Source organism: Mesobacillus foraminis, from assembly GCF_004340465.1.
Lineage (GTDB): Bacteria > Bacillota > Bacilli > Bacillales > Cytobacillaceae > Mesobacillus_B > Mesobacillus_B foraminis.
Map to the genome: position 1 here is coordinate 451,294 of NZ_SLVV01000002.1, position 26,612 is coordinate 477,905.

Below are 26,612 nucleotides of genomic sequence, written 5' to 3' on the forward strand. Positions count from 1 at the left end.
CTATAAATTCCTGTTATCGGAAACACAGGGAAATGCTTTTAATCCCGATCAAATTATATTCCGCAGGACCATTGAATGCATGGTACTTGGCACTGTCGATGCAACTGACGAAAAAAAAGAAAGATATCTTGCGACCGACATGGATCACTTGAACTTGAAGTTTGGTGTTATGTTCGCATTTTGCCAGTTCGGCATCCAGTCCATCCATAGCGGTTACCTCTTTAATCAGAGTATCTTCCCTTGAATTTTATCCATTTAAAAAACACCTCCGAAATCGTTTAGTTGGTAAAACAAATTCAGGAGGTGTTTTTTTATTTTGTTTTAATAAAATTTGTTAGCTTACTTTTGCTTTCGGTTTGGCACTCGCCTCTAGTTCTTCTGGAGTTTTAAGATAAGGTGTTAAGATAGCACTTAAAACATAGAATCCTGCATAAATGAAAATGACAACGCCGGCACCAAACGGTTCAAAGAAAAGGGTTACAATAGCTGGCGCAATAAATGTACCCAGCCCTGCTCCTAAGTTAAGGATCGACATTGCGGCACCTTTATTATCCGGTGCTAATAATGGGAACAATGCTGAAAGTGGCACATATCCAGCCATTGCAACACCACATAAACTAAGGGTTGCCGTCATGAGCCAGTAGTTATGACCAACCATTTGCGGCATAAAGTATACTAAGATTAGAACGGCGGCATAGAAGTATCCACCAACCCATTTAATCGTTGTTCTCCAGCCCCATTTATCACCTAGATAACCAAACAATAGGTTCGCAAATATAGCGACAGTGAAAACTGTGGACCACATACGAAGCCATTCTGTTGTTGAATAACCAAAATCAAGCAGATATATTGGCAAAAATAGAAGTAACCCGTATTGGGCAAAGCCATTTATTGATTTTACTACTAAGCCTAATGCAATAACCGGTCTCTTTAAAATTGTTATTGCTTTCGCAAATTCCGATAAAGAGAAATTTGTAATTTCAGAAGCTGGAACTCTGTCCTTGTTTACAACAATCGCTAGAAAAGCACCAACTACAGTGAATACGATACCTGACCAAAGCACATTAATATGACCCATGACCGGGATAAAGAGAGAGGCATAAAATGGGCCTGCTACACTAAGACCTAGAGAGAACATAAACCAAAACCAGCCTGCAGCACTGCTGCGACGTTCTATTGGCGTACTATAGTTAATCCATACAAGGAAAGAATAAGCAAACAAAGGATATCCAAACCCTCTAATCGCATAGAATGGAATCATCATAGAAAGATTCAGTGTATACATTCCTAATCCAATAAACCCAACACTTCCTATAAAGAATGCGATAAAGCCAAACAGCATGGCTTTACGCGGCCCAAGTGTCTGAACGAAGACGCCTGATAGCCACGCGGAAATTGTAACTGTGACACCGTATACAGTAATTAGCAAGGAGGCATGAGTGACACTCATGCCCTCCTCAACCAAATACGGAACAATCCATGCCTGCTCAATACCATCACCAATCATAAATAGCATTAAACCGATGTATCCCCACAATAGATTCTTAGGTAATCCGATTTTTTCTATCATTGTTATCATCTCCGTGTTTTGGCTAGGTTAAATGTTATGCAAGGAAAGAATTTAGCAAAAATTGCTGTACTTTCACACCATTTTTCTCTTTAATTAATTGCTCGATCGTTTCCATTCCAATTTTTGAAATCAATGTATCCAGTGCTTTGTACACTTTTATATTTTGCTCGCACTCGGCAACAGGATCTTCTCGAAGTGGGAATGTATCAAAATAGATCAGCCCTGTGTAGTTATATTTTTTTGCATAATAGATGAATTCTAATGTTTGCATAAGGTGAACGCTGCCTAACATGATTCCATCGTCCGCGTCTTTGTACCCATCATTTAAGTGGAAGCCCATTAGACGGTTTTTCCGGGCAGCAAGTGCAACAGAGTAAGCAGGATTTTCTTTTTTCATTAACATGTGACAAAAGTCTAATGTAATACCGACATTCGGTAGTCCTACTTCTTCTACGAGTAAAAGAGATAAACCAATATCTCCAACGAGAGAGAACGATCTTGGTTCGTAAGGCTTGTATTCAAAGCTGATATCCGTTTCTGGATATTCGGAAGCTACTTCTTTTAAAGCGGATACAGTTTGATTCCATGCTTCTTCATAATCCAGCTGAAAAGAGTAATCAAATCCGTCATTCGCAAGCCAAATCGTTGTGGTTTTCCCTCCAAGCTGTTGACACGCTTCAACTGCTTCTTTTGTCGTGTTGATTGCTTTCCTTCTGATTTCTTCATTGCTATTTGTAAATTCCCCATTTAAGTAAGTATCATCAAATCGTAAAGCGATACCGCTTACTTGCAGCCCTGATTGAGAAATTACATCCTTAATTTCATCCAGCGTATTCGTTTTAAAGTGCTCAGGATAGTTTAGCTCGACGTGTGTTAACCCACTGACTGTGGCCATTCTTTTAATGAGATCGACTGTGGTAAGCTGTTTATCCCGGGGAAAGAATAATTCTTTTTGTGCCTTAAATGAATTCAATCGTGTAGAAAATATCATACCTTTTTATCACCTTTCGCTTTAAGATTACATATCAGATTGCCTAAGCAACTCGATATGAATGTACTCACAGTCTATAAATATTTTACTTATTTGTAAACGAAAATAAAATAAACTACCGAAAATATTTATATTACCCGAAAATACACATAAAAATTTTACTATTGTAATTATGATAGTAATTTTATTGTTTTCATTTATTTGAAATGATGATATGATGAACTCAAATTAATCTATAGAAAGGAGCTACTAGAAGAATGAGCAATAAGCCCCTGTCAGGTAAAGAGTGTATCCTATTTGCGCGCAGCATCTCTCCCTCTCTTGGTAATAAGGAGAGAAGAGTTACACAATTTATCAGCAATAACTATCAAGAATTAGCAAAAAGTACGATCAGTGAAGTGGCTCTCCATCTGAATGTCAGCGAAGCAACCATCACAAAGGTGTGCAAAAAAATAAAATGTAAGGGCTTCTATGAATTGAAAAGAGCGATTGAATTATACGTAAATGGACAGAAAGAAGAAGATAGCAGTGATTTAGACTCAGAATTTACTTTAGAGGATTCCAATGAAGTCATCTTGGAGAAGGTTTTAATTAATGCTATTGTCGCTGTCCAGGACATGCTGGACATTGTAGATTATGCAGCGTTTGACAAGGTTGCGGAGATCTTTCGTAATAAACCCGAGGACAATAAGATCTTTTTAGTCGGAAAAGGCGGCTCCGCTATCCTTTGTGAAGACTTCCAGCATAAATTGCTAAAGATTGGCATATTTGCTCATGTTTATAAAGACACACATATGCAATTAATGGCTACCTCTCTCATACAAAAAGGAGATATTGTGTTGGGGATTTCCCATACAGGTGCCACAAAAAACATTGTACAAATACTTAAATTGGCCCAACTTCAAGGGGCTTGTACAATCAGCCTTACTAATTATATGAACAGCCCGATCACTGAAGTTTCTGAGGTGAGTCTGGTTTCTACCGCAAAAAATAATCCAATTACTGGTGAAAACGCCGCAGCGCGAATTGTGCAGCTTAGCATTTTAGATGCTTTATATACGAGTTTAGCCTTAAAGGATTCTGGGGAGTCCTACAAAAAATTATCGCTGACAAGTGATGCAGTTAAACAATATCGTGAATAGAGAGGAAAAAAGATGATGAAAAACCAACAAGTGGCTGTTATTGGCAGCCTTAACTACGATCTATTGCTAAAGCAGGAGCGCTTACCTAAAAAGGGGGAGACGTTCACGGCTCATGACTTGATTCAAGGACCGGGAGGAAAAGGAGCAAATCAAGCTGCTCAATGCGCTAAATTAGGATTATCCACATCAATGATTGGCAAGGTTGGTGAAGATCGATTTGGCGACGCTTTGATCGGGTCTTTGCAAGCCTTCGGAGTAAATGTTGATCATGTAGGCAAAAAAGGAACAACCGGAATGGGTATTGTAAATGTTCTTCCTGATGGAGACTATCACAGTACGTTATTACGAGGAGCAAATTATTTAGTTACAAAAGAAGATATCGATCGAAGCCTAGAAGTCATTACTGGCTGTCAATATATTTTGCTGCAGCAAGAAATACCACAGTCAATTGTAGATTATATTATTGAGAAAACACGAGATTCAGAATGCAAAATTGTATTAAATAATGCACCTGCCCGTGACATAAGTGAGACAAGTCTTGCTGCTGTTGATATTCTTGTTGTTAATGAAACAGAAGCTGAATTCATGAGCGGATGTAAAGTCAATTCAGTTGAATCTGCCCATGAAGTAGCTCAAAATCTTGTACAAAAAGTTAAGAACACGGTTATCTTAACATTAGGTGCACTGGGCGTTGTTGTCGCCACAAGAGAGGAATCTATTTATACTCCTGCTAATAAAGTAGAAGCTGTGGATGCTACGGGGGCTGGAGATTCTTTCATCGGAGCATTTGTGTTCGGATTGATAGAAGGATACACTTTGCAAAAAGCCACTGAACTAGCTACTTTAGCAAGCTCCATTACGGTGTCAATAACCGGGGGAAGTGAATCCTTTCCAACTTTAAGTGAGTTAAAAAAACTCGCGTCAATCCATCAACCGTTAGAAACATAATACCTTACACTTTCAACTATAGATATAAGGTACATCTACACTCTTTAGACGGCTATTACTCAGCTTCTTTGGAATAATAGCTGTCTAATTTCCCCTCCAAATAGTGTAGATCAAACGATGACTGATGACCCTCTAGTTAATTCGAGTTTACGAAATTTAAGGAAGATGCCAATAGGTTAACTTTCGCCTTGGGGAAGTTTCCTGAAAGCGAGGGAATTTATAATGGGGCAGACAGAAAAAGAGCTTCCCATTTTAGGGAGCCCAATAGTTTTAACTATTTATTATTCCTTTTATAACTAAAGCAGGGAACCATAAAGCAAGACCTGGAACAATGAATTCCTATTAATAGTACCTGGTAGAATTCTGCTAGTACTTGCTATAGGTTCTTAACAACGATCAACGCATTATTATTTACGTCCCCATAAAATTGCGATGGTAACCCATGACAGAAAAAAGTTCTGTTTAGATTAGGCTGTCTATTTTTCTTTTAAAGGTACAAAAGATAAATGGAACACTAGATATTAAAGCTTAATTACATTCAAAATGTATTTTTTTATTTTTTGTACCATGCAATTCAAATAGGATGATTTCATTCATCCCACTTTTTAATAATGGACCTGGTAAATAGAGTGTTTTTTGCGGACCCACCTCCCAATAACGTCCGAGGTTAAAACCATTGATAAAAAGATTCCCTTTTGCCCATCCGTCTAGATGAACAATCGTATCCGCCGGTTTATCAATGATTAACTCCCCTTTAAAAAACGTCGGTCCATATTCTATAGAAGGATTCTTGGCAAAATGAAGTTGATTTACGTTATCAAGTCTTAATGGATACATCGTCCAATTAAAAAGTAACTGATTATCTAAATGTACACCTTCTATAATACCTTTATGATCTTTTAACAAGGGACCATAATTGATCCGTCCCATATTTTCTACTAATATAGAAAGTTTTGCGCCTTCTTTAGGAATCTCGAGTGTGAGTGGCTGTTTATTTTCCCACCGCTCGTAGGTACCAAGGAATTGGTTATCTAAGAAGATAAGGGCACCGTCATGTATTTCTCGTATAAACAGTTGCTGCTTAGGTCTTGGACCTGAAATCATGGTTTCATACAAAATAAACCCATAATCTTGTCCAAGTTCCTCCATCGTCTTAGGAAAAACGGATGTAATCGGCTCACTCAATTGGTGTAAGGAATCAAAAAGGTTAATAGACTTGGTCATCTCTATTGTCCCAAAACTCTTTCGTTCAATGGGTTTGGGTAAATCTAGTGGTGCTTTACCGGTATGTTTTGTCAGGATTTCTCTCATTAAAAAGTACTTTTTCGTTGGTTCACCATACTCATTAAGCGGCGCGTCATAATCATAGCTTGTGACGGTTGGTTCATATCGTTTAATATGGTTGGCACCATTATAAAAACCAAAATTCGTTCCCCCGTGGAACATGTAAACATTGACCGATGCACCCATGCCCAACATTTCTTCAAAAACTCTTCCCACATCCTCTGGGTCCCTAACATGGTGCTCTTCCATCCAATGGTCAAACCAGCCATTCCAAAACTCCATGCACATGATGGGTTCATCCGGTTGATACCTACGCAAACTATTAAACGCTTCTTTCGCTGCAGAGCCGAAATTTACCGTTTCAAGAATTCCGGGTACCATTCCTCCTTGTAACATATGATCCGCAGGCCCATCGGATGTAAATAATAGAACATCTATTCCATGTTCAACAAATAAATCTTTTATATATTCTAAATACCTTGTATCGTTACCAAAACTGCCATACTCGTTTTCAATTTGCATCGCGATAATCGGTCCGTTCTCTGTACAAAGAAACGGCTTTAGCTTTGGGAGTAATACGTTATAATAGGCTCTAATTTTTTCTAAATATGGTTCGTAATAACATCGCAGCTTGATGTTCGCATCTTTTAGCAACCAGGATGGCAGCCCTCCAAACTCCCATTCGGCACATATGTAGGGACTTGGCCGAACAAAGACCATTAAATCTAATTTCTGAGCAGTCTGAATAAATTCAGTTACATTTGGGATTCCTTCGAAGTTATACTCTCCTTCTCGAGGTTCATGAAGATTCCAAGGTACATATGTCTCTACCGTATTAAATCCACAGGCTTTCAATTTTAGTAATCGATCTTCCCAATATTGTGGAACAATTCTAAAATAATGGATGGCTCCTGAAATGATTTGAATTGGCTCGTTATCGAGGATAAAATGTTGGTTTCTCGTTTTGAATGTTGGCATTACAAACCTCCAAAGTATAAATCTTCCCTGGATGAATGGGATTACACATCTTTCGTTGTATTAAAACATGAAAATGATAAGATTAATGGTTCGGCGATACTCTCTAATACTCTCAATCTTAGTTTACTTGTCTTTATTCTTGGTAAACATTGTATCCTTTTATGCCCAATGGCTGAACCTTCCGCAATGATTGTCCATTGGTTTTCTTGCCAGAAATCGATTTCGTATTTTCGTACGCGTTCTCCACGGGCTATATCTTCTTGCAGGGATATTGTATTAATGAATATCTCTTCAGGGAGTTCCAAAATATGTTCATGTCCTTTCCCTTCTGTAACAGCAATTGGATTCGAGAACCTTCTGCGTATCTCATTTCCAAATTCCAAGACCTGGTTAAAATCTTCCTCAGGGATTAGTCCCCTGTTATCTGGTGCAACATTCAATAATAGATTTGTTCCATGCCCAACAGACTGATAATAAATCGATAGTAAATTGTCTAAGGAGCGTAAACTTTGTTCATCATTCGGATGCCAAAACCAATGATCCCCTCTGATCGGAACATCACATTCAGCCGGAAGCCAATTAACCTTATCATCTGAAAACATACTAATCTTTGCGTTACTCCGTGTGTTCCAGCAAGGATACGGAGCTACTCCATTTTCATTTCCGACCCAGCGGATAGTTGGCTGCCCCATATTAAAGATCATGGCGTCTGGTTGATGCTTTTTCACGATGCCAATAATTCTTGCCCAATCGTATTCCCGTCCTTCTGAACCCGCTCCATCAAACCAAAGTTCCACTAGGGGGCCGTATTGCGTCAAGATCCCTGTTAACTGCTCACAGTAAAAATCATCATACTTCTCTTTGTCAGGGTAACATTTTTCATGACGGTCCCAAGGGGAAATGTAGACCCCGAATGGCATATCCTCCTCTTTACACGCCTTTGCACATTCTAAGACAACGTCACCCTTTCCAAGGTTCCAAGGGCTGGCCTTTACTGAATAATCCGTTGTCTTAGTTGGCCATAAACAAAATCCATCATGATGCTTTGCAGTTAAAATAAAGTACTTAAATCCAGCCTTTTTCGCCAGCTTCACCCATTGTCTGGCATCTAAAGAAATGGGATTAAATTTTTCTGGAGAATCCGTACCATCTCCCCATTCTTGATCACAAAAGGTGTTCATTCCGAAGTGAACAAAAAAACCCAGCTCCAGGTTTTGCCAGGCAATTTGATTTTTCGTTGGAAGTGCAAGCTCCTCAAAACTCATTTTCACTGCTCCCTTCCAGTAGAAAACCTTTAATGATTAACCTTAAATTTCGCTAGTATCACGGCTTCTACACTAATCTAAATCCTCTGGCCATTTATATGAACCACTTCATAATTACATAAAACCCTCGGTAAATCCTATTGGAGCCAACGAGGGTTTTATGTCTATATTATCATGATGAAGCATTACGTCGATCTTAAGGAACCGCTCAATCCTAATGGTTGCATTTTTTCAAGTAAATTAGCCAATTTTCAAAATGGCATTTAAGCAGGTCACAGGGTTTCCAACTTCAATTTCAAACAATCCCGGTTCAAGCTCATAGGTATTTCGGCTGCTGAATACTTGTAGTTCCTCCGCTCCGAGCTCGAACGTTACTTCTATTGTTTCCCCGGCGGCAAGCCATACCTTCTTAAAACCTTTTAATTCCTTGACTCTTCTTGTTATACTAGAGCCCTTCCCCTTCAGATAAAGCTGAATCACTTCATAGCCATCATGATTCCCTTTATTGGTAACGTCAACGGTTATGCTGAACGTTTCTCCAGCCAACAATTGGTCAGCTGAAATTGTTGGCTTGGTGACCAGAAGATTTTCATAGTTGAACTCCGTATAGGACAGTCCGAAGCCAAACGGATACAAGGCATTTCCGGACATATCAAAAAAGTCCTTCTTGTATCCCCCGTCCTTGTAATTATAATAAACAGGCAGCTGCATGGATGACCTAGGGATCGAAACGGGCAATCGTCCACTAGGGTTTACGTCTCCAAATAAGATTTCTGCTATGGCCTGGCCCCCCATTTGTCCGGGATACCATGCAGATAAAATGGCTGGGGCATGTTCCGCTATCCATGGAATCGCATGTGGCCTGCCTTGGATCAGCACAACTACTGTTGGTGTTCCTGTTTCCATCACTTTTTGCAGCAGCTCGAGCTGAAGGCCACCCAATTCTAAATTCGCGACATCGACATTTTCACCGCAATCCATTTCTTCCTCACCGGTTGTATTGACGACCGCTCCATTCAGGTCAAACTGTGCATCAAAATTCCTTGCACTTGAACCGCCTAAAACGACGATGGCCACGTCTGAATCGCCGGCGAGATGAACAGCCTTCTCCAGTCCTTCCGGATCCCCTGAGCGAATACCGCACCCCTTTTCGTAAGCTACTTCAGACTCTTTGGCCAATGATTTGATCCCTTTTAGAACCGTAATCACATCTTCTTCCCGTTGGAACGGTGTATAATCGCCAAGCTGATTATAAACAGAATCTGCATTAGGGCCAATGATCGCTATTTTTTTAAAATCTTTACTGAGCGGCAGGATTCCTTCATTTTTTAACAGGACAATGGACTGCCTGGCTGATTCAAGATTGATATTCCTTGCCTGTTCCTTATCTTGTTGTTGTTGTAGGGACTCCAACAAAGGCTGATCAAACAATCCCATTTTGAATTTAAGTGTTAATACCCTTCGTACTGCTTCATTAAGCTTTTCTTCACTGACAAGGCCTGTTTCGACTGCAGATTCCAAGGTGATATACACGTCATCCCAAAGGCTTATATCTACTCCGTTTTCAAGGGCCAAAGCAGCTGCTCTTTCCCTGCTTTGGGTCAAAGCGACCAGATTGTCGAGCGCACAGCCATCGGCCATCACCGCTCCCTTAAATCCGAATTCCTCCCGCAGAATATGATTAAGCAGATAGCCATTGGCATGGCAGGAAATTCCGTCAATTTCATTGTAGGCTGCCATACAGGCAAGCGCACCGGATCGGATGGCGGCAACCATCGGCGGAAGATGAATCTCCCTTAATTCTCTTTCGCCGATGGTTGCCGGGGCTGCATTCTTACCACCCGTACCGTTTCCTTGGGCCGCAAAATGTTTTAAGACAGGGACCATTTTCCCCTCCTGGATGACGTCACCTTGTTCGCCCTGCATTCCTTTTAAAACAGACTCCGTTAACCGGGACGCGAGGTAAGGATCCTCACTGAAGCACTCCTCTGACCTTCCCCATCTTGGATCACGGAGGATATCCAGGGTTGATACGAGGGCTAAATGGGCACCTTTTGCCCTAACTTCTTCCGCAACGGCTGCCATCAGTTTCTCATGCAATTCGGGATTCCATGTCGCACCGATTCCCAAATTGACAGGCGTAATCATACTGTCTAATCCTTGATGACCGTGGGAGCATTCTTCCGAGAGAAGGACGGGAATCCCCAATCTTGTATGTTCCTTTACATATTGTTGAATCATATTGGCCACTTCAGCACTATCTTCCTCCGTTATCCCATTTTCGAAATTGACGGCTGACCAAGGGTCGGAACGGAATAGCCCATAGAGGACTCCGATTCCATCCCAACGTTGAACATGCTCTTTAAAATTTTCCGTTAGTTCGTACCCGGTGTCTGTTTTGCTGTAAACTTCCCAGCCATACAGCTTCTGGTTAACCTGGCCAACCTTTTCTCTTAAGGTCATGTTCGCCAATAAGGTTTCAACTCGATCATATGTTGTTTCGTTTGCCGTATTTGAATCTACCATTTTACCACCTGACTCATGTAATTTTTTATTTCGACAAGTTTAATAAAATTGTTTTTACTTCAAATGGCTTCAAAGATGAGGATAGCTGTTTTCCTTGTACGGAAATGTCCGCCTGTCTCTCTTCCAACAGGTTCGTTTCCTGTGCGGAAAGAACCTCCCCCGCCATAGTTAAGCTAATGTTCTCTCTGCCGCCGCTGGATTCATACAGTCTCAGCGTGAGCCCCGTTCCATCTTCTGACTGCTTGACTGTATCCAGGATGACCTGTTTAGATTCTGTCTTTATGAAAGAATGCGTACTTGGAAGACTTCCATGATGGGCCGTAGTAGAGATTACAACAGTTGGATGATTCAACTCATACCCTCGCTTGACCACTTCAGCCTCTCTCCAGTCACCTTCATGCGGGAAAAGGGAATAGGTAAATTCATGATATCCCTGGTCTGCTCCCACGTCAGGCCATTTAGGTGCCCGCAGCAAGGACAATCGCAGGACATTTTGCTTCACATCATAACCGTATTTGCAATCATTCAACAAACTGACACCATAATTGGCTTCGGAGAGGTCGGCAAAGCGATGGCCGCATACTTCAAACTGTGCTTGTTCCCAGCTGGTATTGGTATGTGTGGCCCTTTCCACCGAACCGAACGGAATTTCAAACGTTGCTTTGTTGCTAACCACATCGACAGGGAAGGCAACCTTTAATAATTTGTGCTGCTCTTGCCAATCGACTTTGGTTTGGAAATCGATTCGTTTACTATGGTGGTATAAAACCAGGTCTTGTTCGATCGTTGATTGGGCCAACTGCCATTTAAATCGAATGACATCCCTGGTCGTCCCTTTTCGAATGCCTTGCTCAAGAAGGACAACACCTTCCGCCGGCTGGTCTTGAAATTGAGGATCTATATCCCATGCATCCCAAAGCAACGGGCGGTCATGGAATAACTGGAACTGATTAGCTGCGACCCCAGTAGGCAAGACTTCACGCTGAGCTTTTTTGTCATATAGACGGGAGATTTCCCCCTTTTCATTCCATTCCATCACATAATAGTCCGTTTCCCACTCGCGGCCTATTTCCTCTTGTTCTTGGATGACTTGTTTCCCCAAATCTTTTAACCATAGAGTTGAATATCCAATTTCGGGAATATCTGGAACGAAAACAGATAGTTCGAATTGGCCATCCTCTCTTTGAATACAGTCCGTTGGAAGTTCTTGGCCTTCCTGATTGACCGCTCCCTTTCCTGCCAAGTCAGGTCCGCCGACAATCCTTACTGTTTCGGATCTTATCCAGGATAAACTATTAAAGAGGATGACAGGCACCCCGTTGCCTTCCGTATTAATTTGCTTTTCCAATGCATTTAAAGCATCGTGTCTTACCTCTTCTCCGTAAGCAAAAACTTCCTTGTAATCGGCCTCCGACTTCACATAAACCTCTGGAATGGACGACCCCGGAATAATGTCATGAAATTGATTAAGAAGAAGTAGTTTCCAACCATCTTCCAATGATGATGAGAGATTTGCTCCTGCAAAGTGAATCGCCATACTGCTCCAAATTTCTGCATCCCTATAGAGGACTTCCGCTTGACGGTTCCATTTCTTATTGCGGGCATGTGTGGTATATGTTCCCCGGTGAAGCTCAAGATACATATCTCCAACCCATGAAGGTAATGGAGGATGGGCGTCGCGGATGGCATCGAAAAATTCGTGAGCCGTACTGTTAACTACGGACGGCAGGCCAGGCAATGATTTAGAACGATCAATGTAATCAATCATTTCCTGTGTAACACCACCGCCTCCATCTCCATGTCCATATAGAAGCATTTGTTGAGGATGGGCATCCTTTTGCTTAAAACTATTCCAGTGCTCCTGGATTTCTTGGGGATGTGTATATTCATTTAATCCATGATTCAAATAGGAAAGGATCCGTGTCCCGTCGACCCCTTCCCAGTAAAATAGATCATAAGGAAATGGATTAGTATCATTCCAATTCATTTTCGTTGTCATGAAATAGTCGATTCCGGCACCCTTTAACAATTGCGGCAGGGAAGCACAATAGCCAAATGTATCCGGGAGCCACTCAATTCTTGGCTGCACGCCGAATTCATCCTTGTAAAACTTCATCCCATATATAAGCTGACGGACTAATGATTCACCAGATGGCATATTTAAATCGGGCTCCACCCACATGCCTCCGACGACTTCCCAGCGACCCTCGGCAATATGCTTTTTCACCCTTTCATAGATTTCAGGATAGTGCTCCTTTACGAATACATAAGCCTGGGGCTGGCTCTGTGCATAGGTAAAGCCCGGATTCTCATCCAGCAGGGTACTCATCGTCGAAAAAGTTCTGCTGCACTTGCGAATGGCTTCCTTTATCGGCCATAGCCATGCCAGATCAATATGAGACTGACCTACCATTAACATTTGGCCATGGTTGCTGAACGGTAAATTCGATAGTCTTTTCTTTAAGTCCTCTTCTATGTCAGCGACCCATGACCCATTCGTTAAGGCTTCCGGCATTTCAAGCAGGATCTTTCGTTCAGCCTCTGTCAAGGCTTCGATGATCTTGGATCGCCCCAAGTCACCTTCTGGCAGCAATTTCGCCGTCTCATAGTAACACTTCACGGTCGCCAACAGGCTTTGGACAGCTGTATTTGGGAGATCGAGTCTTCCTTTCAGAAGGGTTAGGGGTGGCGGGTCATATTCGGCCGGTTCATTCTGATAATTTAACTCATCAAGCGTTTGGCCGGCATAATTGAACAACTCTATTTTTATGTGAATTTTTTCTTTCCCTCGTACATTTTCCGGAAAAGGAACGTAGCTTCTGTTCCGGTCAATCCCATGGTGGGCCAATCCTTCTAATGAAACCAAACCCTCATGAAGAGTCCGACGTCCCTTTGCACCGGGAAGGAAAGTCAGTCCAAATGGCCGATTCCGCCACTCAGCTGGGATCAACACTTCTTTTTCCAAAAACATGGTTGTGCCTGAATCGATTAGCCAGTCACCTTCATTGACAAGATAGCTATCCTCAGATTCAAATTCATATTTTCCCGGTTCAATATAAACTCCGCGCTTTCCGCGCCAATCTTTGATCTCAATGGACTCCAGAATCTCGTGATTCGATAAATGCTGAATAAATCGCTGTATTCTCTGCAAAATCATAGTCGCTGCCTCCCAAGCTCGTAATCTAAAAAAACAAAGAGTATGGCAGATAGTAATCGTATCTGCCATACAAGGTAGTCTTGATGAAAAATAACGCTGTCAGCCGTTTAATTCGACCATGTTCTCAATAGATAGTCCGCACTAGCCTTTAACATATTTTTTGTGTCTTCCGAAACGTCTTTCAATTGATTGCGGTCAATTTCTTCCTTAAACTTCTCCAAGTGAGTTAGAGCCTGCTTCACACGACCGCCGTCATAATGTTGGTTCGCAGTCATTAATGTATCCGTCAACCGCTCACCGGCAGATACGGTCAATTCTTCTTTCTCCACCAATCCGTTGATGACGCCGTAAAGGTCATCTATGGTAATCCTGACAACCGTACTGGCTTTGTTGCCCGAATAGTCTTCTATCACAAATTCTAGGATGCTGTCCGTTGATTTAGTCTGGAAGGTGAGCTCATTTAAATGAGTTCGTCCGCGAACGATATAAGGTTTTCGTCCTTGACTGTAAGTAGTATTAAACGTTTTGGCTTCACCATTTTCATAGACATACAGGTAGTGCCAATCCCTCGCCTCTGGCAATTCCCACGTAACCGAAGTCCCTTTGATTGTAACTTTTTCTGCCGTATACGCTTCAATGGTTCTGTCAATAAACGTTCCGCGGTAGCTAACCCAGTCATGGTTGCCAATTTTTATTTTCAGATGATATTTATCCCCGTTAATCGGCATTTTTGGCAGTTTGGCTTCTGTGTTGCCACTATCAACGGTGATGGTCTTGCTGACTTCTTTTGCATAGTCATACTCGGTAGAAATATCGACGGTGATTTTTCCATGAACATCCTTAGGATTCTCCCACGATACCACCATATCGCCGTTATCGCTTTGGTTAGCTTTTATGTTATGGGCACCTTTGGTTAAATCATATGGAACAACAGCTGGATCACTTTCTTGACTATCTTGACTTACCGCTGTCACAGTGATTTCACCAGATAAGCCTTTCAAATTCTTGATGTAAAAGACTTCATCATAAATACCGCCAACATAAGCTCCATTATTATAGACATTGTATTGTTTCACATCATCATAATCATTCAGATTCCACGAGATATACATTTCATTGGAATCACGTAGAGCTTTCGTAATCTGAAGCCCTGTTGGTGCCTTCGGTTTCTCAATCGAGCCGTCGCTTACCTTTACTTGTCCAATATTAACCTGGTAATTCTCGATCTTTTCTTCATCTCCGTTATCAAAAACGATGCCAAATGCTGCAATCTCATTGCCTGAATATTTTGATAGGTCAAGGTTTGCCGTATTCCAGCCATCGGTCTTTTTACCGGATTGCGGTACTTCGACTTTAACAACCTTCTCTGGATTATCCTTAAAGATTAAACCGATACTCATAACCGATGAATCATCTTGGGAGGTTTTATTATAGGTAATGGAAAATTTCGAGCCCTCTTCAACCTGTAAATCCGTCTTATAAAGGCGTAAGAAGTTTTCCGCATCTAATGTGCCATTAACCACAAGCGAGTTACCGCCGGTATAGGCACCTACCTTTTTATAATCGTATCGTTGGCCTGCATTGTAGGTAGGGCCAAAATCAAAGTCCGTCTGAAGTGGAGTTCCTGATGTTTCCATCCACCACTGCCATGTAACCGGAATATCCTGTATATTGATATTGGACCATTCTTCTGAGTTACTGACCTTTCCATTGACATAATATGCCAACCCTCGTCCCAAATTGAAATTGGACACAAAGTTGGAGCCTTGGATTACACTGCGTTCAGCAATATACGCAGCAACACCGTCCCAATTCTCCCCTTTTGCAGCTACATCAGAAAGGGAAGCGTTTGGATTTCTGCCCGTATTGGTTGGGTCCAGATTGGGGCCGGTCCACCATGCACGGTCACGTATAAACGACATCCATTGGTAATCGCTGTTGCTCCGGCGCATGGTATCTTCTCCGCCAAGATCTTCATCTAAGCCATGGTGGGTAAAGTCCGCCCCCAGCAAAGCTATACTATTCATTGGTTTACCGTTACTGTCCAAATTGTTTCGGAGATCGTTCCGGTGTTTATTGAACCGGTCGCCGCCCGCTTCAACACCTGCAAACACTGTCTCCAAGGGATTTAAACCTAAGCTCTCAGCATGGGCTTTTGAGTTTACCATTTTTTCTTTGCCCCAAAGGTAATTCAAGAAAATGGAATGCGCAAGATCACCATATTGTGGGTCCTTTACAAATGGACTATTTACGGCAGTAAATTCGTTTTCGTATCTCGTCCTACCAGTTGTGTTATGGACCGAATCGTACCACTGGACGTATAAACCGCTCTCCCTCATTACCTTTAAAAACTCTTTATAGGTGGGAATATCTTTCACAGCTACCCCTGAACTCTCTTCCTGGTTAAAGAAATAGCCGTCAAAACCATAATATTGAGCAATTTCAATCAACTTTTCAGCAACAGGGAAGTTTCCATCCTTATCCTTTACAAGCATTTGTGTATAGGTTTGCGGCCCCCTGTCATTACTGGAGAAGAAGATAACCCCAAGGGATTTTACCCCATTTTTATGGGCTGCATTGGTATAAGCCGGATTCGGGATATTCAATACACCAAATTCAAACCATCTTTCATACCATGGCAGGCTGGGATTATATAAATCTGTCGGTACATGTGCTGACGCCATTCCGTGCCAGTAGGAATAGTAATCTACATACTGCCAGTACGGAAACGTGTATTGGCCAAATTTATTTGTATATGCCGTACTGTCCATAAATGCATTGCCATAGTCGCCAGCCAGATTAAACATTTGAGTATCCGGACTCAATGCAGGGTTGGCCTGTGTAGCGGCAAATGCTTGGTTACGTTCTTGTAATGGTACTCTCGACCTGAGCATTTCAGCGTCTTTGTCTGTTTCCGGTTCCCATTCTAAAATGTCATTCGCTGTATATCCATGCTGAGTGGGCTGATTTAATCCGGTTGCACTGCTCCCTGTATACGGCAGTGTGTCCCCGGCCAAGGCTGTGGATGAGAAGCTTGCCTGCAAGGTAAAAAGCGCAGAAATCGTAACGATCAGTGTTTTGTTCTTTTTTCCCAATCGAGATAACATCCATTTCCCTCCTTATTTGTAATTGCTGTACTGCTTTGCGTTTAGACAAAAGAAGTTATTTGATCTCTCTCTGTTCTTACCGAAAGCCACTTCACAATAGCTTTCTTGTTTGGCCTCAAATGATTGATTTAGAGATAAGTTCCACCTCCCATTACAAACTAGTTTTACCTAAGTCATAACACGATGATTGTAAGCCCTTCCATTATTTTAGCAGTACCAATATTTACATCCTATTGGCAAAAGCATAGATTCATTGGTTAAAATAAAGAACACTGTTGAATAACTCTAAAACACATTAAGTGCTTTCACTGAGAATTGGAGCCTTAATTCATACATCCTTCATTTCCTGCAATCGTTAAAAATTTAGCTCTTTTGGTGATTTAACAATTTTCCAAAAGAAAAGCACCCCAAGTTTTAGAATGTGTCTAAAATTTGGGGTGTAGCTCATTAAATAAGATGAAACTTTGAAAAAAATAGAAGCTTATCGCTCCAAGTAGTATCAGCCCCACCTACGCTGAATACCTTGATGACCACCTATGTCATCCGACCTGATTATAGTATATTTGAAAACGCTTACAAATTCAAGGTATCTGCTTTGTTCCTAAGGCACTCTTCAGAAATAGAGTAGCAGCGCCACTTTTGCCATTTACTTCTTAATTATGTATGATGTATAGGTTTCAATTGTTGAAAATAGTACGGGTTACTTATCCATACAATTGGGCCGCAACCTTATGAGTTTTTCTTTAAGGTTGCGTTGCGCCGAGGGGAAGACCGCTTTGGTAATTCCATTAGGGTGTATTTCTACTCTCGAAAATATGCCCCCTAAAGTTGGACACAAAACACCAACTGTAGGGGGCATATCATTTATTGCGTTTCATTATCTATGCTTAAGCTGTTTTATTCACACTTAAGATTACAAGTCTATCGGCTTGCCGCCTGTCACCCCATAAATCTGACCGGTTATATAACTTCCTTCATCGGAGGCCAGAAGAACGTACACCGGCGCAAGCTCTACCGGCTGCCCTGCTCTCCCTAGGGGAGTGGCTTGGCCAAACTCTGGGATTTGTCCTTCCAATTTTCCGTTATCCAGCTGCAACGGCGTCCAAATTGGTCCTGGCGCAACACCATTGACACGCACACCCTTCGAAGCAAAGTACGTGGACAGGGAAACAGTGAAGTTGCTTATTGCACCTTTTGTAGCGGCATAGTCCGCTAAAGATGAGGACGGATCAAAAGACTGAACCGATGTCGTGGTGATAATGGCGCTTCCTGGTTCCAAATGTTCTTCGGCAGCTTTTACGGTCTCAAACATGCTGATGATGTTTACTTTGAAGGTGTCATGCACTTGTTCCATGGTTAATTCACTTAGGGATGGCTGTGCGATTTGTTGCGCGGCATTCAATACCAGCGTGTCCAATCCGCCGAAGGTTTCCACTGTTTTTGTAACAATCTCCGTCGCTGCGCCGTCTTCGCGCAAGTCATACGGCAGAAGCAATGCTTTTCTGCCTGCTTTTTCAATTAATTCTTTGACTTCGCTGGCATCTTTTTCTTCACCAGGGAAGAATTGGATGGCCACATTGGCGCCTTCGCGAGCATAGGAAATGGCAGCAGCACGCCCAATCCCGGAATCGCCGCCTGTAATCAAGGCATTGCGTCCTTCCAGGCGATTGTATCCTTTATATGATTCTTCTCCGCAGTCAGGTTTCGGGCTCATTTCATTTTGTAATGCTGGAGTGTTCTGTTCTTGATCCGGGAACTTTTCCGTGTAAAATTTCTTACGTGGGTCGGTTAGATATGGGTTTCCCATCAAAAAGTCATCTCCTAACTTGTTTAATTCTTATTTGGCAAAGATAACAAAAAAAAGTTCAGACCTGTGTTCGATTGCACTAACTACGCCCCGTTACATTTTTTGAATACCCTGTGCTTATCTTCTTTAAACGACTCCAGATTTATTAACCTCTTCAAACCCACTGATTAATCTTGGATTCTTTCTGATTGCAAATCTCCCCTAAATTAAACATCAAAGTAAAAGTCAAAGGAATTTGGATTTTATTCAAAATATCTCCTTACGCTATATAATAATGACGTACTAAACTACCTAATTTGAAAAATAAAAAAGGCCGCTAAATTAGCAGCCGATTCCTCCAGAAAGCACCCGAAAACGGAACCCTCCAGCGCCTGTAATACTTTTTTTATGAATAATTAGCATTTATTCTACCTACCGCTTTTCTCGGTCAATGCCTGATGGGCCAGCAAAAGTGACCCTGTAATCCCCGCATCATTTCCTAATGCAGGGCTGACGATGTATTCCGACAGCTCCGGCAATGGAACATAATCTTTTAGGAACTTCTCTAAATACTGATAGATGTGAGGGAATACTTGTTTTTGGTTCATGACGCCGCCGCCAAGGATAATCTTTTTGGGAGAAAGGATTAGAATATATTGCATCAGGGCCTGGGCTATATAGTAGCCTTCCAATTTCCATACTTCCTCCCGGTCCGCCAAATGGATTCCTTTTTCACTCCAGCGTTCCTCAATGGCAGGACCAGCCGCCAGCCCTTCCAGGCAATCGCCATGGTACGGGCACCTTCCCTGATATGGATCTTCCGGATGACGTTTGACCAAGATATGCCCCATTTCCGGATGGGAATGTCCTTGAAGCAACTGTCCCTGAACAATTGCCCCTGCTCCAATCCCTGTTCCTACAGTGATATATAAGCAGCTGTCGAGCCCTTCCGCTGCCCCGTAAGTTGCTTCCCCTAATGCTGCAGCATTTACATCTGTATGAAAGCCGATGGGAACACCAAACGCGTTCTTCAATGTTTGCACTAACGGATAATCCTTCCACCCTGGTTTCGGTGTAGACATGATATGTCCGTAAGTTGGGCTTTCCCTGTTGACATCAATAGGGCCAAACGAGCCAATCCCGATTGCATCCATCGAATATGGTTTAAAAAAGTCTATTACCTTCGGAATGGTTTCTCCCGGTATGGTCGTGGGGATTTGAATCCGATCCGCTACCTTTCCATTTTGGTCCCCGACGGCACAGACAAATTTTGTCCCTCCCGCTTCAATCGCACCAAGCATTTGCAAATCCTCCTAGTATCAATTATTAAACAAGGCATTTAATGTAGGAAATGAAATAAAACCTGATCAAGATGGCAAGTCGATCAAATTATGATACATCTACTTTTTATAGTCGATTCTTATCTGAAAATAACTTGCTGACAGTTTTGGCTCAACAGGCTTAAAATCCATTGTTCACTGCCAGCTGCTTATACCATCTGCCAGACTTCTTTATGGTTCGTTTTAAACCATTCTTTAAGTCTACTTCTACCAATCCGTAGCGGTTTTTATAGGAGTTCGTCCAAGACCAGTTATCCATGAATGTCCAGATATGATACCCCAGGCAATTGGCTCCTTCCTGAATTCCTTTATGGACCCATTTTAAGTGTTCTTTCACAAACTCAATTCGATAGTCATCCTCGATGACTACTTCTTCGTTTCGAAATTTCTCTTCTCCTTCAACCCCCATTCCATTCTCCGAGATGAAGAAGGGAATATTGCCATAATGGTCACGAAGATCTACCATGATGTCATAAATGACTTCCTCACAAATCTCCCAGCCGCGATGAGGATTGATTTTACGTCCTGGCATGATATAGGGATCAAATAGGTGTTCGGGCATAAACGGAGCATTCTCTGGCTCGGGTTCCTTCCTGGCTTTTACGCGGCGAGGCTGGTAGTAATTCACACCTAATAGATCAACTGGATTATTTCTGATAACCTCCATATCACCGGCCTCCACGGCAGGCAGCAGGTTTCTCTCTTTTAAAAGTTCAACCAAGTCAGACGGATACTCTCCTTTTGTGACCGGATCAAGGAAACTGCGGTTAAAGAATAGGTTCGAAATATGGGCTGCAGCTACATCCCCGGATTCCTGGCTTCTTGGATAAGAAGGGGTTAAATTTAGGATGATGCCGATTTTGCCAGCTAGATTCAATTTCTTAAAGGCCTCTACCGCCCTGGCATGGGCCACAATCGTATGGTGGGTAACGGTTGCGGCCCTTTTAAAATCCGTTACATTAGGGTAATGTAAGTTATATAAATAGCCAGCCTCGACAGGAACAATGGGTTCGTTAAAGGTAAACCAGTACTTTACACGTCCGCCAAATAAGCGGAAACATGTTTCGGCATAATTTACAAAACCATCGACCACTTCCCTGCTCTCCCAGCCACCTTTTTCCTGCATGCACATCGGCATATCAAAATGATATAAATTCACAAACGGCTCAATGTCATTAGCCAACATCTCATCTATAACACTATTGTAAAAGGCAACGGCCTTCTCGTTTACTTCCCCAAACCCATCAGGAATTAATCGTGACCATTGAATTGAGGTCCGGAAAGAGTTATGGCCCGTTTCTTTCATTAACTTTATATCTTCTTTGAATCGGTGATAGAAATCCGAGGTATGCTCCGGACCAACCCTATTATGAAAACGTTCCGGTTCTACACTGTACCAATAATCCCATATACTTTGCTTTCTTCCGTCAATCAATGCCGCCCCTTCCGTTTGCGGGCCGGATGCTGCACTTCCCCACCAAAATGTTTCAGGAAACTGATAGTGAATATTTTGATCATAAAAGTTATTTTTCATAGTTATCACCGCTTTACTTAAATGTAAGTTGGCCTAGCAAGCCCAACCTCTGTTAAATCTTCCTCCACTCACTCGGAGTTGTGCCAACGATTTTCTTGAATTGCTTATAAAAATAAGTGGTATCAGAATACCCTACGTTTTTTCCAATATCACCCGCCCGAAAATGGGTGGTTTTCAGTAATTCTTTCGCTTTCTCCAACCGGTAGCGATTGAGATATTCAGAGAAGACAACCCCTACTTCTTTTTGAAATAACTGTCCCAGATAGATGGCATTGACATGAAACTGTTGCCCGAGTGTTTTTAATGATAGCCCATGGTCGTAGTGAGTATGGATATACTGAAGCACATTTTGCACAATCGGGCTTCGCAAATGAACATGATTGTGAATGGTAAGGATTAGTTCAAAACAATATTCTTTGAGAATGGCCCTCATCAGCCTGATGTCCGAGCTATAGACGATTTTTTCGACGACAGCAGTATAAAGGGAAAGATCCTCGGGCTGCAGGGAATAATTGATATATGAAATTAAATCAAATGCATATTTCTTCACTACTTGAGGTGAGATGATATTTGATGTCTCTGTTAACTCATCGAAAAATATATCAATTAGTTCCAACGATTCTTCTTCCGCATTCACGAGTTTTTTAACGATATTCCCTTTTAATTCCTGAAGCCGTTTTAGCTCTTCGTGACGACTGAGTGCTTGTTTGTTTGAAATAAGCACGTTGGGTTCCGTATATAACTGGAGGGAACTATATTCCCTTGCGGTTGTTAAGCTTTCTTCTAATTCATCTATTACAGTAACCGGCTTTCCCATCGCCAAATAGAATAAACCTGTCCCTCGTTGTGAATTCTCAAGATCTTCAACCAGCCGTTGATTTTGCTTGACTAATTCCTTTTCATTCGCACCGCCAAAAATGATCACAATTTCTTGATTGGGACTATAGAGAGTGTGTGCCAGGTATTGCTCCTCAATAAAGTTTCGGATGTCCTCTACAACAGTAGACATTAGGTAATGTTCAATATTTAAGATGGAAACATTGTAAAACGGCTGGTTAAATTCGATGTTGTATAATGCCAATCTTTCAAGGCAATCATGCCGGTCTATTTCTCCAGTCAGAAAGCTCCATAACGTATTCTCCAACATCGTGGTCGCTTCCTGTGTCCGGCCATCTCCCGCACCATTCTTTAATTTTCCTCCTATAGATTTAAGAGTTTTCAATAATTCCTCTTCATCAACTGGTTTCACTAGATAATTTTCGATTCCTAATAGCAACCCTCGTTTAATATAATCGAACTCTTGATAACCCGTTAAGACAATACTTTTAACCTCGGACCGGATTCCATTTACCTCTTGTATCAAGTCAAGGCCCGACATTTCCCCCATTAATATATCCGTTATCAGGATGTCAATGGGATTTTGCTTGATATAGGAGAGTGCCTCCTCCCCGCTTTCGGCTGTATGGACAATTTCAAACCCATAATCCTCCCAATCCAGGATGGCTGACAATCCTCTTGTGATAATGGGTTCATCATCAGCCAATAGGACCCTAAACATGGTAACTCCCATCCACCGGAAGGGACAAGGTCACCCTTGTTCCTGTGTTTTTGCTGCTCTTTACTGAGAGTCCAAATTGGTTCCCATATCTCAGTTTTAAGCGTTGATGAATATTTCTCAACCCAATTGATTTCATTTCATCGCCCTCTTCCCCATTAATATATTGAACAAGGTTTGTGAGTTCATCTTCTGACATGCCCTTGCCGTTGTCCTCTATGCTTATTTCGATTTTCTCACCCAGATTGGCCGCACAAATGATTAATTCATTATCGGACCGGTCCTTTTTAAAACCGTGAACAAAATAATTTTCAATGATTGGCTGCAGGATCAATTTTTGAACCGGTGTTTGTTCCACATCACCAGGAATATTAAGCGTGATTTTTAACTTATCTGGGTGTTTAAACTGCATTAATGTTAGATACTGTTTGACGTATTCCATTTCCGTATAGAAGGGTATGATATCTTTTGATTCCAACGAGTAGCGAAATAATTTGGACAAATGGAAAATCATCTTACTGGAGGTTTTGGAGCCCTCCAAGATCGCTACCATTCTGATGGCCTCAAGTGTATTGAATAAGAAGTGGGGATTAATCTGTGCTTGCAGCGCCTTTAATTCCGCCTGCTGCTGCTTTATATTGAGTATGTAAAATTGTTCAATGTAATTATTCAATTCGTTAAGCATGGAATTCATATTGGTGGCTATTCTCGATAATTCATCTTGTTGTTTGGATTCCGAAACTCGTGCATCCAGGTTTCCCTTTTCTACAAGGCGAATCGTCGAAACGATATTATTGATGCGTTTTGAGTAATTTTGCATAAACGAATAAGAAAGCAAAATCGCTGTTAAAATGAGGAAAATGATCACGACCCACATCGTTCCCCGGACGATCGATAATTTTTGCCATCCTTCATCCGTCATGACACTGACATATGTATAATCTCCCTTGTTTGCGATGGTATTGATATAATACTTTTTCGATTCATACTCGATCTTCGTTTCATTCGTTTCCTGTTTGACTTGATAAACAAGAGCATCAGGCACCCCCTTGTTATGGGAGTAAACAATTTGGCCTTCACCATCTAATAGGAAGAAAGAAGCCGGTACCCCTTCATCCTTACTGACCATCTTATCTAAACGCTCAGTAGAGTAATAGATGGAGACCTCACCTATTTTCTCAATCGTGACCGGGTTATTAATGACTACCTTTTTTGTGATGGTATTTTTTAATTTCCGCCCTTGTGGCACGCCCATTCCGCTTAGGTCAGAGTATCCCCTGGGCATGGGTTCGGGTTCATAAGAATTGGGTTTCGTGTCCACGATGCTTTTGTTCCACCGAAGATAATTATTAATGAGCAAATATTCAATGCCCGGATTATCTAAGGAACGTAAGCTTATTGCGTTAATATCATTGTCCTGACTAAAAAATCCATTAAAATAGGTATCAAGATTACTAGGAAAATACGTTTGGTCCTCCGTAAATCTGTCTAGGCGATATTCTAAGTATTTGCCATATCCGTTATGAAGGGCAAAGGAGATGTCATCGATCAGATCCCCTTGAACGTAAATATCTCTGATTGCTTTGTTAATATTTGAGTCTTTGGATGAAAAGTAATCTTCCACCCGTTCCATGGTCCTTGTATTAACATTAATTTCCTTCTGAATAATGATATTTGAATAATAGTTGGTGATGGTTACGATCAAAATGATTACGGTTACAATAATCGTAATGGATGATGTTAAAAATAGTTTATGGAATATTTTTTGATGAAAACGGCTGCTGCTTTTCAAATTCATGTCTGATCCCTCAATTATGCATTTTTACTGTTCAAGTTTAACACAATGGAAAGGATCGAAGATGAGTAATCTTTCCATGCCGTCTTAGGGAAATACGTTCAAGGAGTGAAATAAAATCAAGCTGGATTAGTAGCCCCAGCTTGATTTTCCCTGCTTATTTCTGAGAGCTTTTCCACTCATCGAATTGCTTTTGAATTTCTTTTAATACCTTGTCAACGCCAGCTTCTTCTAGCTTTTTATTGAATTTCGGCAGGTATTCTTCCGGATCCACAGAACCCGTTGCCAATGCTGGGTAGAACTCTTTCGAGATGTTGGTAATAGATGCAAGCTCCGAACGGACAGGATCGCTGTTAAATTTGAATCCAAGGGATGGTGCCTTTACAGCTGAAGCGTTGAATTCCTGGAATTTTTCCCATTTATCTTTAGGATCTTCTTTATACAGATCCAGGATAAAGTGGTTGCCCAAAGAGTAGGATGGCATGTTATATCCGTCGATTCGGGCAGGCAGGTCTTCAATGGTGCCGTCGTCATTCTTTTTGTAATGAGTTCCTTCAATTCCCTTATCGACAAGGTTGCGAAGATACGGGTCTGTGTTAAGCAAAGCCAAAAATTCCATTGCTTTTTCAGGGTTTTTTGATGTTGCCGAGATAGCCTGAATCGAACCAGATACAGAATCATTTATTATGGTTGGTTCTTCAGCTGGAACGGAAACGACTTCATACTTGGCAGAACGGGACCATAGTAAATCAGCATACGGCTGTGAGCCGCCCATGCGGACAAACCAGTTTTCTACATCCATTGGCCAGCTGTCTTTGCTTGTGGCTGCATCCTCTTTTAGGTAGCCTGCCTTATAATACTCATGCATGGTTTTAAATTGTTCCATGGCGGTATCTGATTCAAATGGATTGATCACTTTGTCTGTTTCCCCTTCAAATGGGAAGGCGAAAGGCATTTCATTATTAAAGACATAGTCGAAGCGTACAGGCGCTTTAAAGGTTGCGATTGGTGTAACACCAGATTCATTTTCCTTAATCGTTTTCAGCATCGGCTCAAGGTCTTGCAACGTTTTTACCTTTGTCAGGTCAAATTTATATTTGTCAACGAGACGCTTGTTGAACGTATAAACATCTTGTCTGACAACCTCTTTGTTAGCAGGGATTCCGTAGAGTTTCCCATCAACCTTATTTCCTTCCAACAGATCAGGGTTGATGACTTCTTTAAGTTCCTTACCTTCTTTTTCCAACAAGTCATCAATCTCCATGAATGCCCCTTTTTGAGCATTTTGAACGTAGGAGGTACCATTTGTAAAGATAATATCAAATGATTCCCCTGAATTGATCATCACCTGAGACTTTTGGACCCAGTCACCCCAGTCGATTTGAGTCATTTTTACGGTGGCATTAATTTTTTCCTTAGTATACTTGTTGACTTCTGTAAAGACTTTTTCGGTATCTTTTTGCGGGGTTCCTATGGTATACCATTTAATTTCATATGCTTCCCCACTTTTACCGCTTTGTTCTGATGTGCCACTGTCTTTGCTGCTGCAGGCAGACAAAAGGGTGCCTGCTGCGAGAACGGATGCGAGAATAACCCCTAACTTTTTTTTCTTCATTTTTTTCTCCTCTTTCTGT

At 41.6% G+C, this 26,612-nt stretch carries 15 protein-coding genes; 2 read left to right on the forward strand and 13 right to left on the reverse strand.

Annotation, left to right across the window (positions count from 1 at the left end; translation table 11 throughout):
- Window positions 1-334 precede the first annotated feature (334 nt).
- On the reverse strand, window positions 335-1,579 hold the full coding sequence (locus EV146_RS04540) for an MFS transporter (RefSeq protein WP_199232654.1): 1,245 nt from the start codon (window positions 1,577-1,579) through the stop codon (window positions 335-337).
- A gap of 25 nt (window positions 1,580-1,604) precedes the next feature.
- Window positions 1,605-2,561: a sugar phosphate isomerase/epimerase family protein gene (locus EV146_RS04545; protein WP_132002467.1), complete on the reverse strand. Its 957-nt coding sequence runs from the start codon at window positions 2,559-2,561 to the stop codon at window positions 1,605-1,607.
- A gap of 257 nt (window positions 2,562-2,818) precedes the next feature.
- Between EV146_RS04545 and EV146_RS04550 the strand changes: the two genes are divergently transcribed.
- Together EV146_RS04550 and EV146_RS04555 are read left to right on the forward strand one after the other, a co-directional pair.
- Window positions 2,819-3,703 carry an SIS domain-containing protein gene (locus tag EV146_RS04550; RefSeq protein WP_132002470.1) on the forward strand — a complete coding sequence of 295 codons (885 nt, stop codon included), beginning with the start codon at window positions 2,819-2,821 and terminating at the stop codon, window positions 3,701-3,703.
- A gap of 12 nt (window positions 3,704-3,715) precedes the next feature.
- On the forward strand, window positions 3,716-4,651 hold the full coding sequence (locus EV146_RS04555; RefSeq protein WP_199232655.1) for a ribokinase: 936 nt from the start codon (window positions 3,716-3,718) through the stop codon (window positions 4,649-4,651).
- A gap of 528 nt (window positions 4,652-5,179) precedes the next feature.
- Here the strand turns inward: EV146_RS04555 and EV146_RS04560 are convergent.
- From EV146_RS04560 to EV146_RS04610, 11 genes are all read right to left on the reverse strand, one after another.
- Window positions 5,180-6,913 carry a glycoside hydrolase family 35 protein gene (locus tag EV146_RS04560; RefSeq protein ID WP_132002473.1) on the reverse strand — a complete coding sequence of 578 codons (1,734 nt, stop codon included), beginning with the start codon at window positions 6,911-6,913 and terminating at the stop codon, window positions 5,180-5,182.
- Window positions 6,914-6,954: 41 nt separating this feature from the next.
- On the reverse strand, window positions 6,955-8,178 hold the full coding sequence (locus EV146_RS04565) for an alpha-L-fucosidase (protein WP_132002475.1): 1,224 nt from the start codon (window positions 8,176-8,178) through the stop codon (window positions 6,955-6,957).
- A gap of 240 nt (window positions 8,179-8,418) precedes the next feature.
- On the reverse strand, window positions 8,419-10,704 hold the full coding sequence (locus tag EV146_RS04570) for a glycoside hydrolase family 3 N-terminal domain-containing protein (RefSeq protein ID WP_132002478.1): 2,286 nt from the start codon (window positions 10,702-10,704) through the stop codon (window positions 8,419-8,421).
- A gap of 25 nt (window positions 10,705-10,729) precedes the next feature.
- Window positions 10,730-13,861, reverse strand: coding sequence for an alpha-mannosidase (locus EV146_RS04575; protein ID WP_241993803.1), 3,132 nt, complete (start codon window positions 13,859-13,861; stop codon window positions 10,730-10,732).
- A 107-nt stretch (window positions 13,862-13,968) separates the two neighbouring features.
- Window positions 13,969-16,968: an endo-beta-N-acetylglucosaminidase gene (locus tag EV146_RS04580; RefSeq protein ID WP_132002481.1), complete on the reverse strand. Its 3,000-nt coding sequence runs from the start codon at window positions 16,966-16,968 to the stop codon at window positions 13,969-13,971.
- Window positions 16,969-17,881: 913 nt separating this feature from the next.
- Window positions 17,882-18,775, reverse strand: coding sequence for an SDR family oxidoreductase (locus EV146_RS04585; protein ID WP_132002646.1), 894 nt, complete (start codon window positions 18,773-18,775; stop codon window positions 17,882-17,884).
- 407 nt (window positions 18,776-19,182) lie between these two features.
- Window positions 19,183-20,055 carry an ROK family protein gene (locus tag EV146_RS04590; protein WP_132002484.1) on the reverse strand — a complete coding sequence of 291 codons (873 nt, stop codon included), beginning with the start codon at window positions 20,053-20,055 and terminating at the stop codon, window positions 19,183-19,185.
- Between the two features lie 160 nt (window positions 20,056-20,215).
- A complete protein-coding gene (locus tag EV146_RS04595) occupies window positions 20,216-21,628 on the reverse strand; it encodes a glycoside hydrolase family 1 protein (protein ID WP_158286996.1) in 1,413 nt (470 codons plus the stop codon).
- A gap of 52 nt (window positions 21,629-21,680) precedes the next feature.
- The gene (locus tag EV146_RS04600; protein WP_181215822.1) at window positions 21,681-23,186 is read right to left on the reverse strand and encodes a response regulator transcription factor; all 1,506 of its coding nucleotides are present in this window, start codon (window positions 23,184-23,186) and stop codon (window positions 21,681-21,683) included.
- Window positions 23,179-24,981 (reverse strand): sensor histidine kinase, encoded by a 1,803-nt coding sequence (locus EV146_RS04605; protein WP_132002491.1) that lies wholly within the window; start codon window positions 24,979-24,981, stop codon window positions 23,179-23,181. Before EV146_RS04605 ends, EV146_RS04600 begins: the two co-directional genes overlap by 8 nt.
- Window positions 24,982-25,135: 154 nt before the next feature.
- Window positions 25,136-26,593 carry an ABC transporter substrate-binding protein gene (locus EV146_RS04610; RefSeq protein WP_132002494.1) on the reverse strand — a complete coding sequence of 486 codons (1,458 nt, stop codon included), beginning with the start codon at window positions 26,591-26,593 and terminating at the stop codon, window positions 25,136-25,138.
- Window positions 26,594-26,612: the final 19 nt, after the last annotated feature.

Coding starts and splice junctions, on each gene's coding strand:
- EV146_RS04605 (WP_132002491.1), bottom strand. CDS start 24,981: ATGAATTTGAAAAGCAGCAGCCGTTTTCATCAAAAAATATTCCATAAA.
- EV146_RS04570 (WP_132002478.1), bottom strand. CDS start 10,704: ATGGTAGATTCAAATACGGCAAACGAAACAACATATGATCGAGTTGAA.
- EV146_RS04585 (WP_132002646.1), bottom strand. CDS start 18,775: ATGGGAAACCCATATCTAACCGACCCACGTAAGAAATTTTACACGGAA.
- EV146_RS04565 (WP_132002475.1), bottom strand. CDS start 8,178: ATGAGTTTTGAGGAGCTTGCACTTCCAACGAAAAATCAAATTGCCTGG.
- EV146_RS04595 (WP_158286996.1), bottom strand. CDS start 21,628: ATGAAAAATAACTTTTATGATCAAAATATTCACTATCAGTTTCCTGAA.
- EV146_RS04550 (WP_132002470.1), top strand. CDS start 2,819: ATGAGCAATAAGCCCCTGTCAGGTAAAGAGTGTATCCTATTTGCGCGC.
- EV146_RS04600 (WP_181215822.1), bottom strand. CDS start 23,186: ATGTTTAGGGTCCTATTGGCTGATGATGAACCCATTATCACAAGAGGA.
- EV146_RS04580 (WP_132002481.1), bottom strand. CDS start 16,968: ATGTTATCTCGATTGGGAAAAAAGAACAAAACACTGATCGTTACGATT.
- EV146_RS04545 (WP_132002467.1), bottom strand. CDS start 2,561: ATGATATTTTCTACACGATTGAATTCATTTAAGGCACAAAAAGAATTA.
- EV146_RS04590 (WP_132002484.1), bottom strand. CDS start 20,055: ATGCTTGGTGCGATTGAAGCGGGAGGGACAAAATTTGTCTGTGCCGTC.
- EV146_RS04610 (WP_132002494.1), bottom strand. CDS start 26,593: ATGAAGAAAAAAAAGTTAGGGGTTATTCTCGCATCCGTTCTCGCAGCA.
- EV146_RS04575 (WP_241993803.1), bottom strand. CDS start 13,861: ATGATTTTGCAGAGAATACAGCGATTTATTCAGCATTTATCGAATCAC.
- EV146_RS04540 (WP_199232654.1), bottom strand. CDS start 1,579: ATGATAACAATGATAGAAAAAATCGGATTACCTAAGAATCTATTGTGG.
- EV146_RS04560 (WP_132002473.1), bottom strand. CDS start 6,913: ATGCCAACATTCAAAACGAGAAACCAACATTTTATCCTCGATAACGAG.
- EV146_RS04555 (WP_199232655.1), top strand. CDS start 3,716: ATGATGAAAAACCAACAAGTGGCTGTTATTGGCAGCCTTAACTACGAT.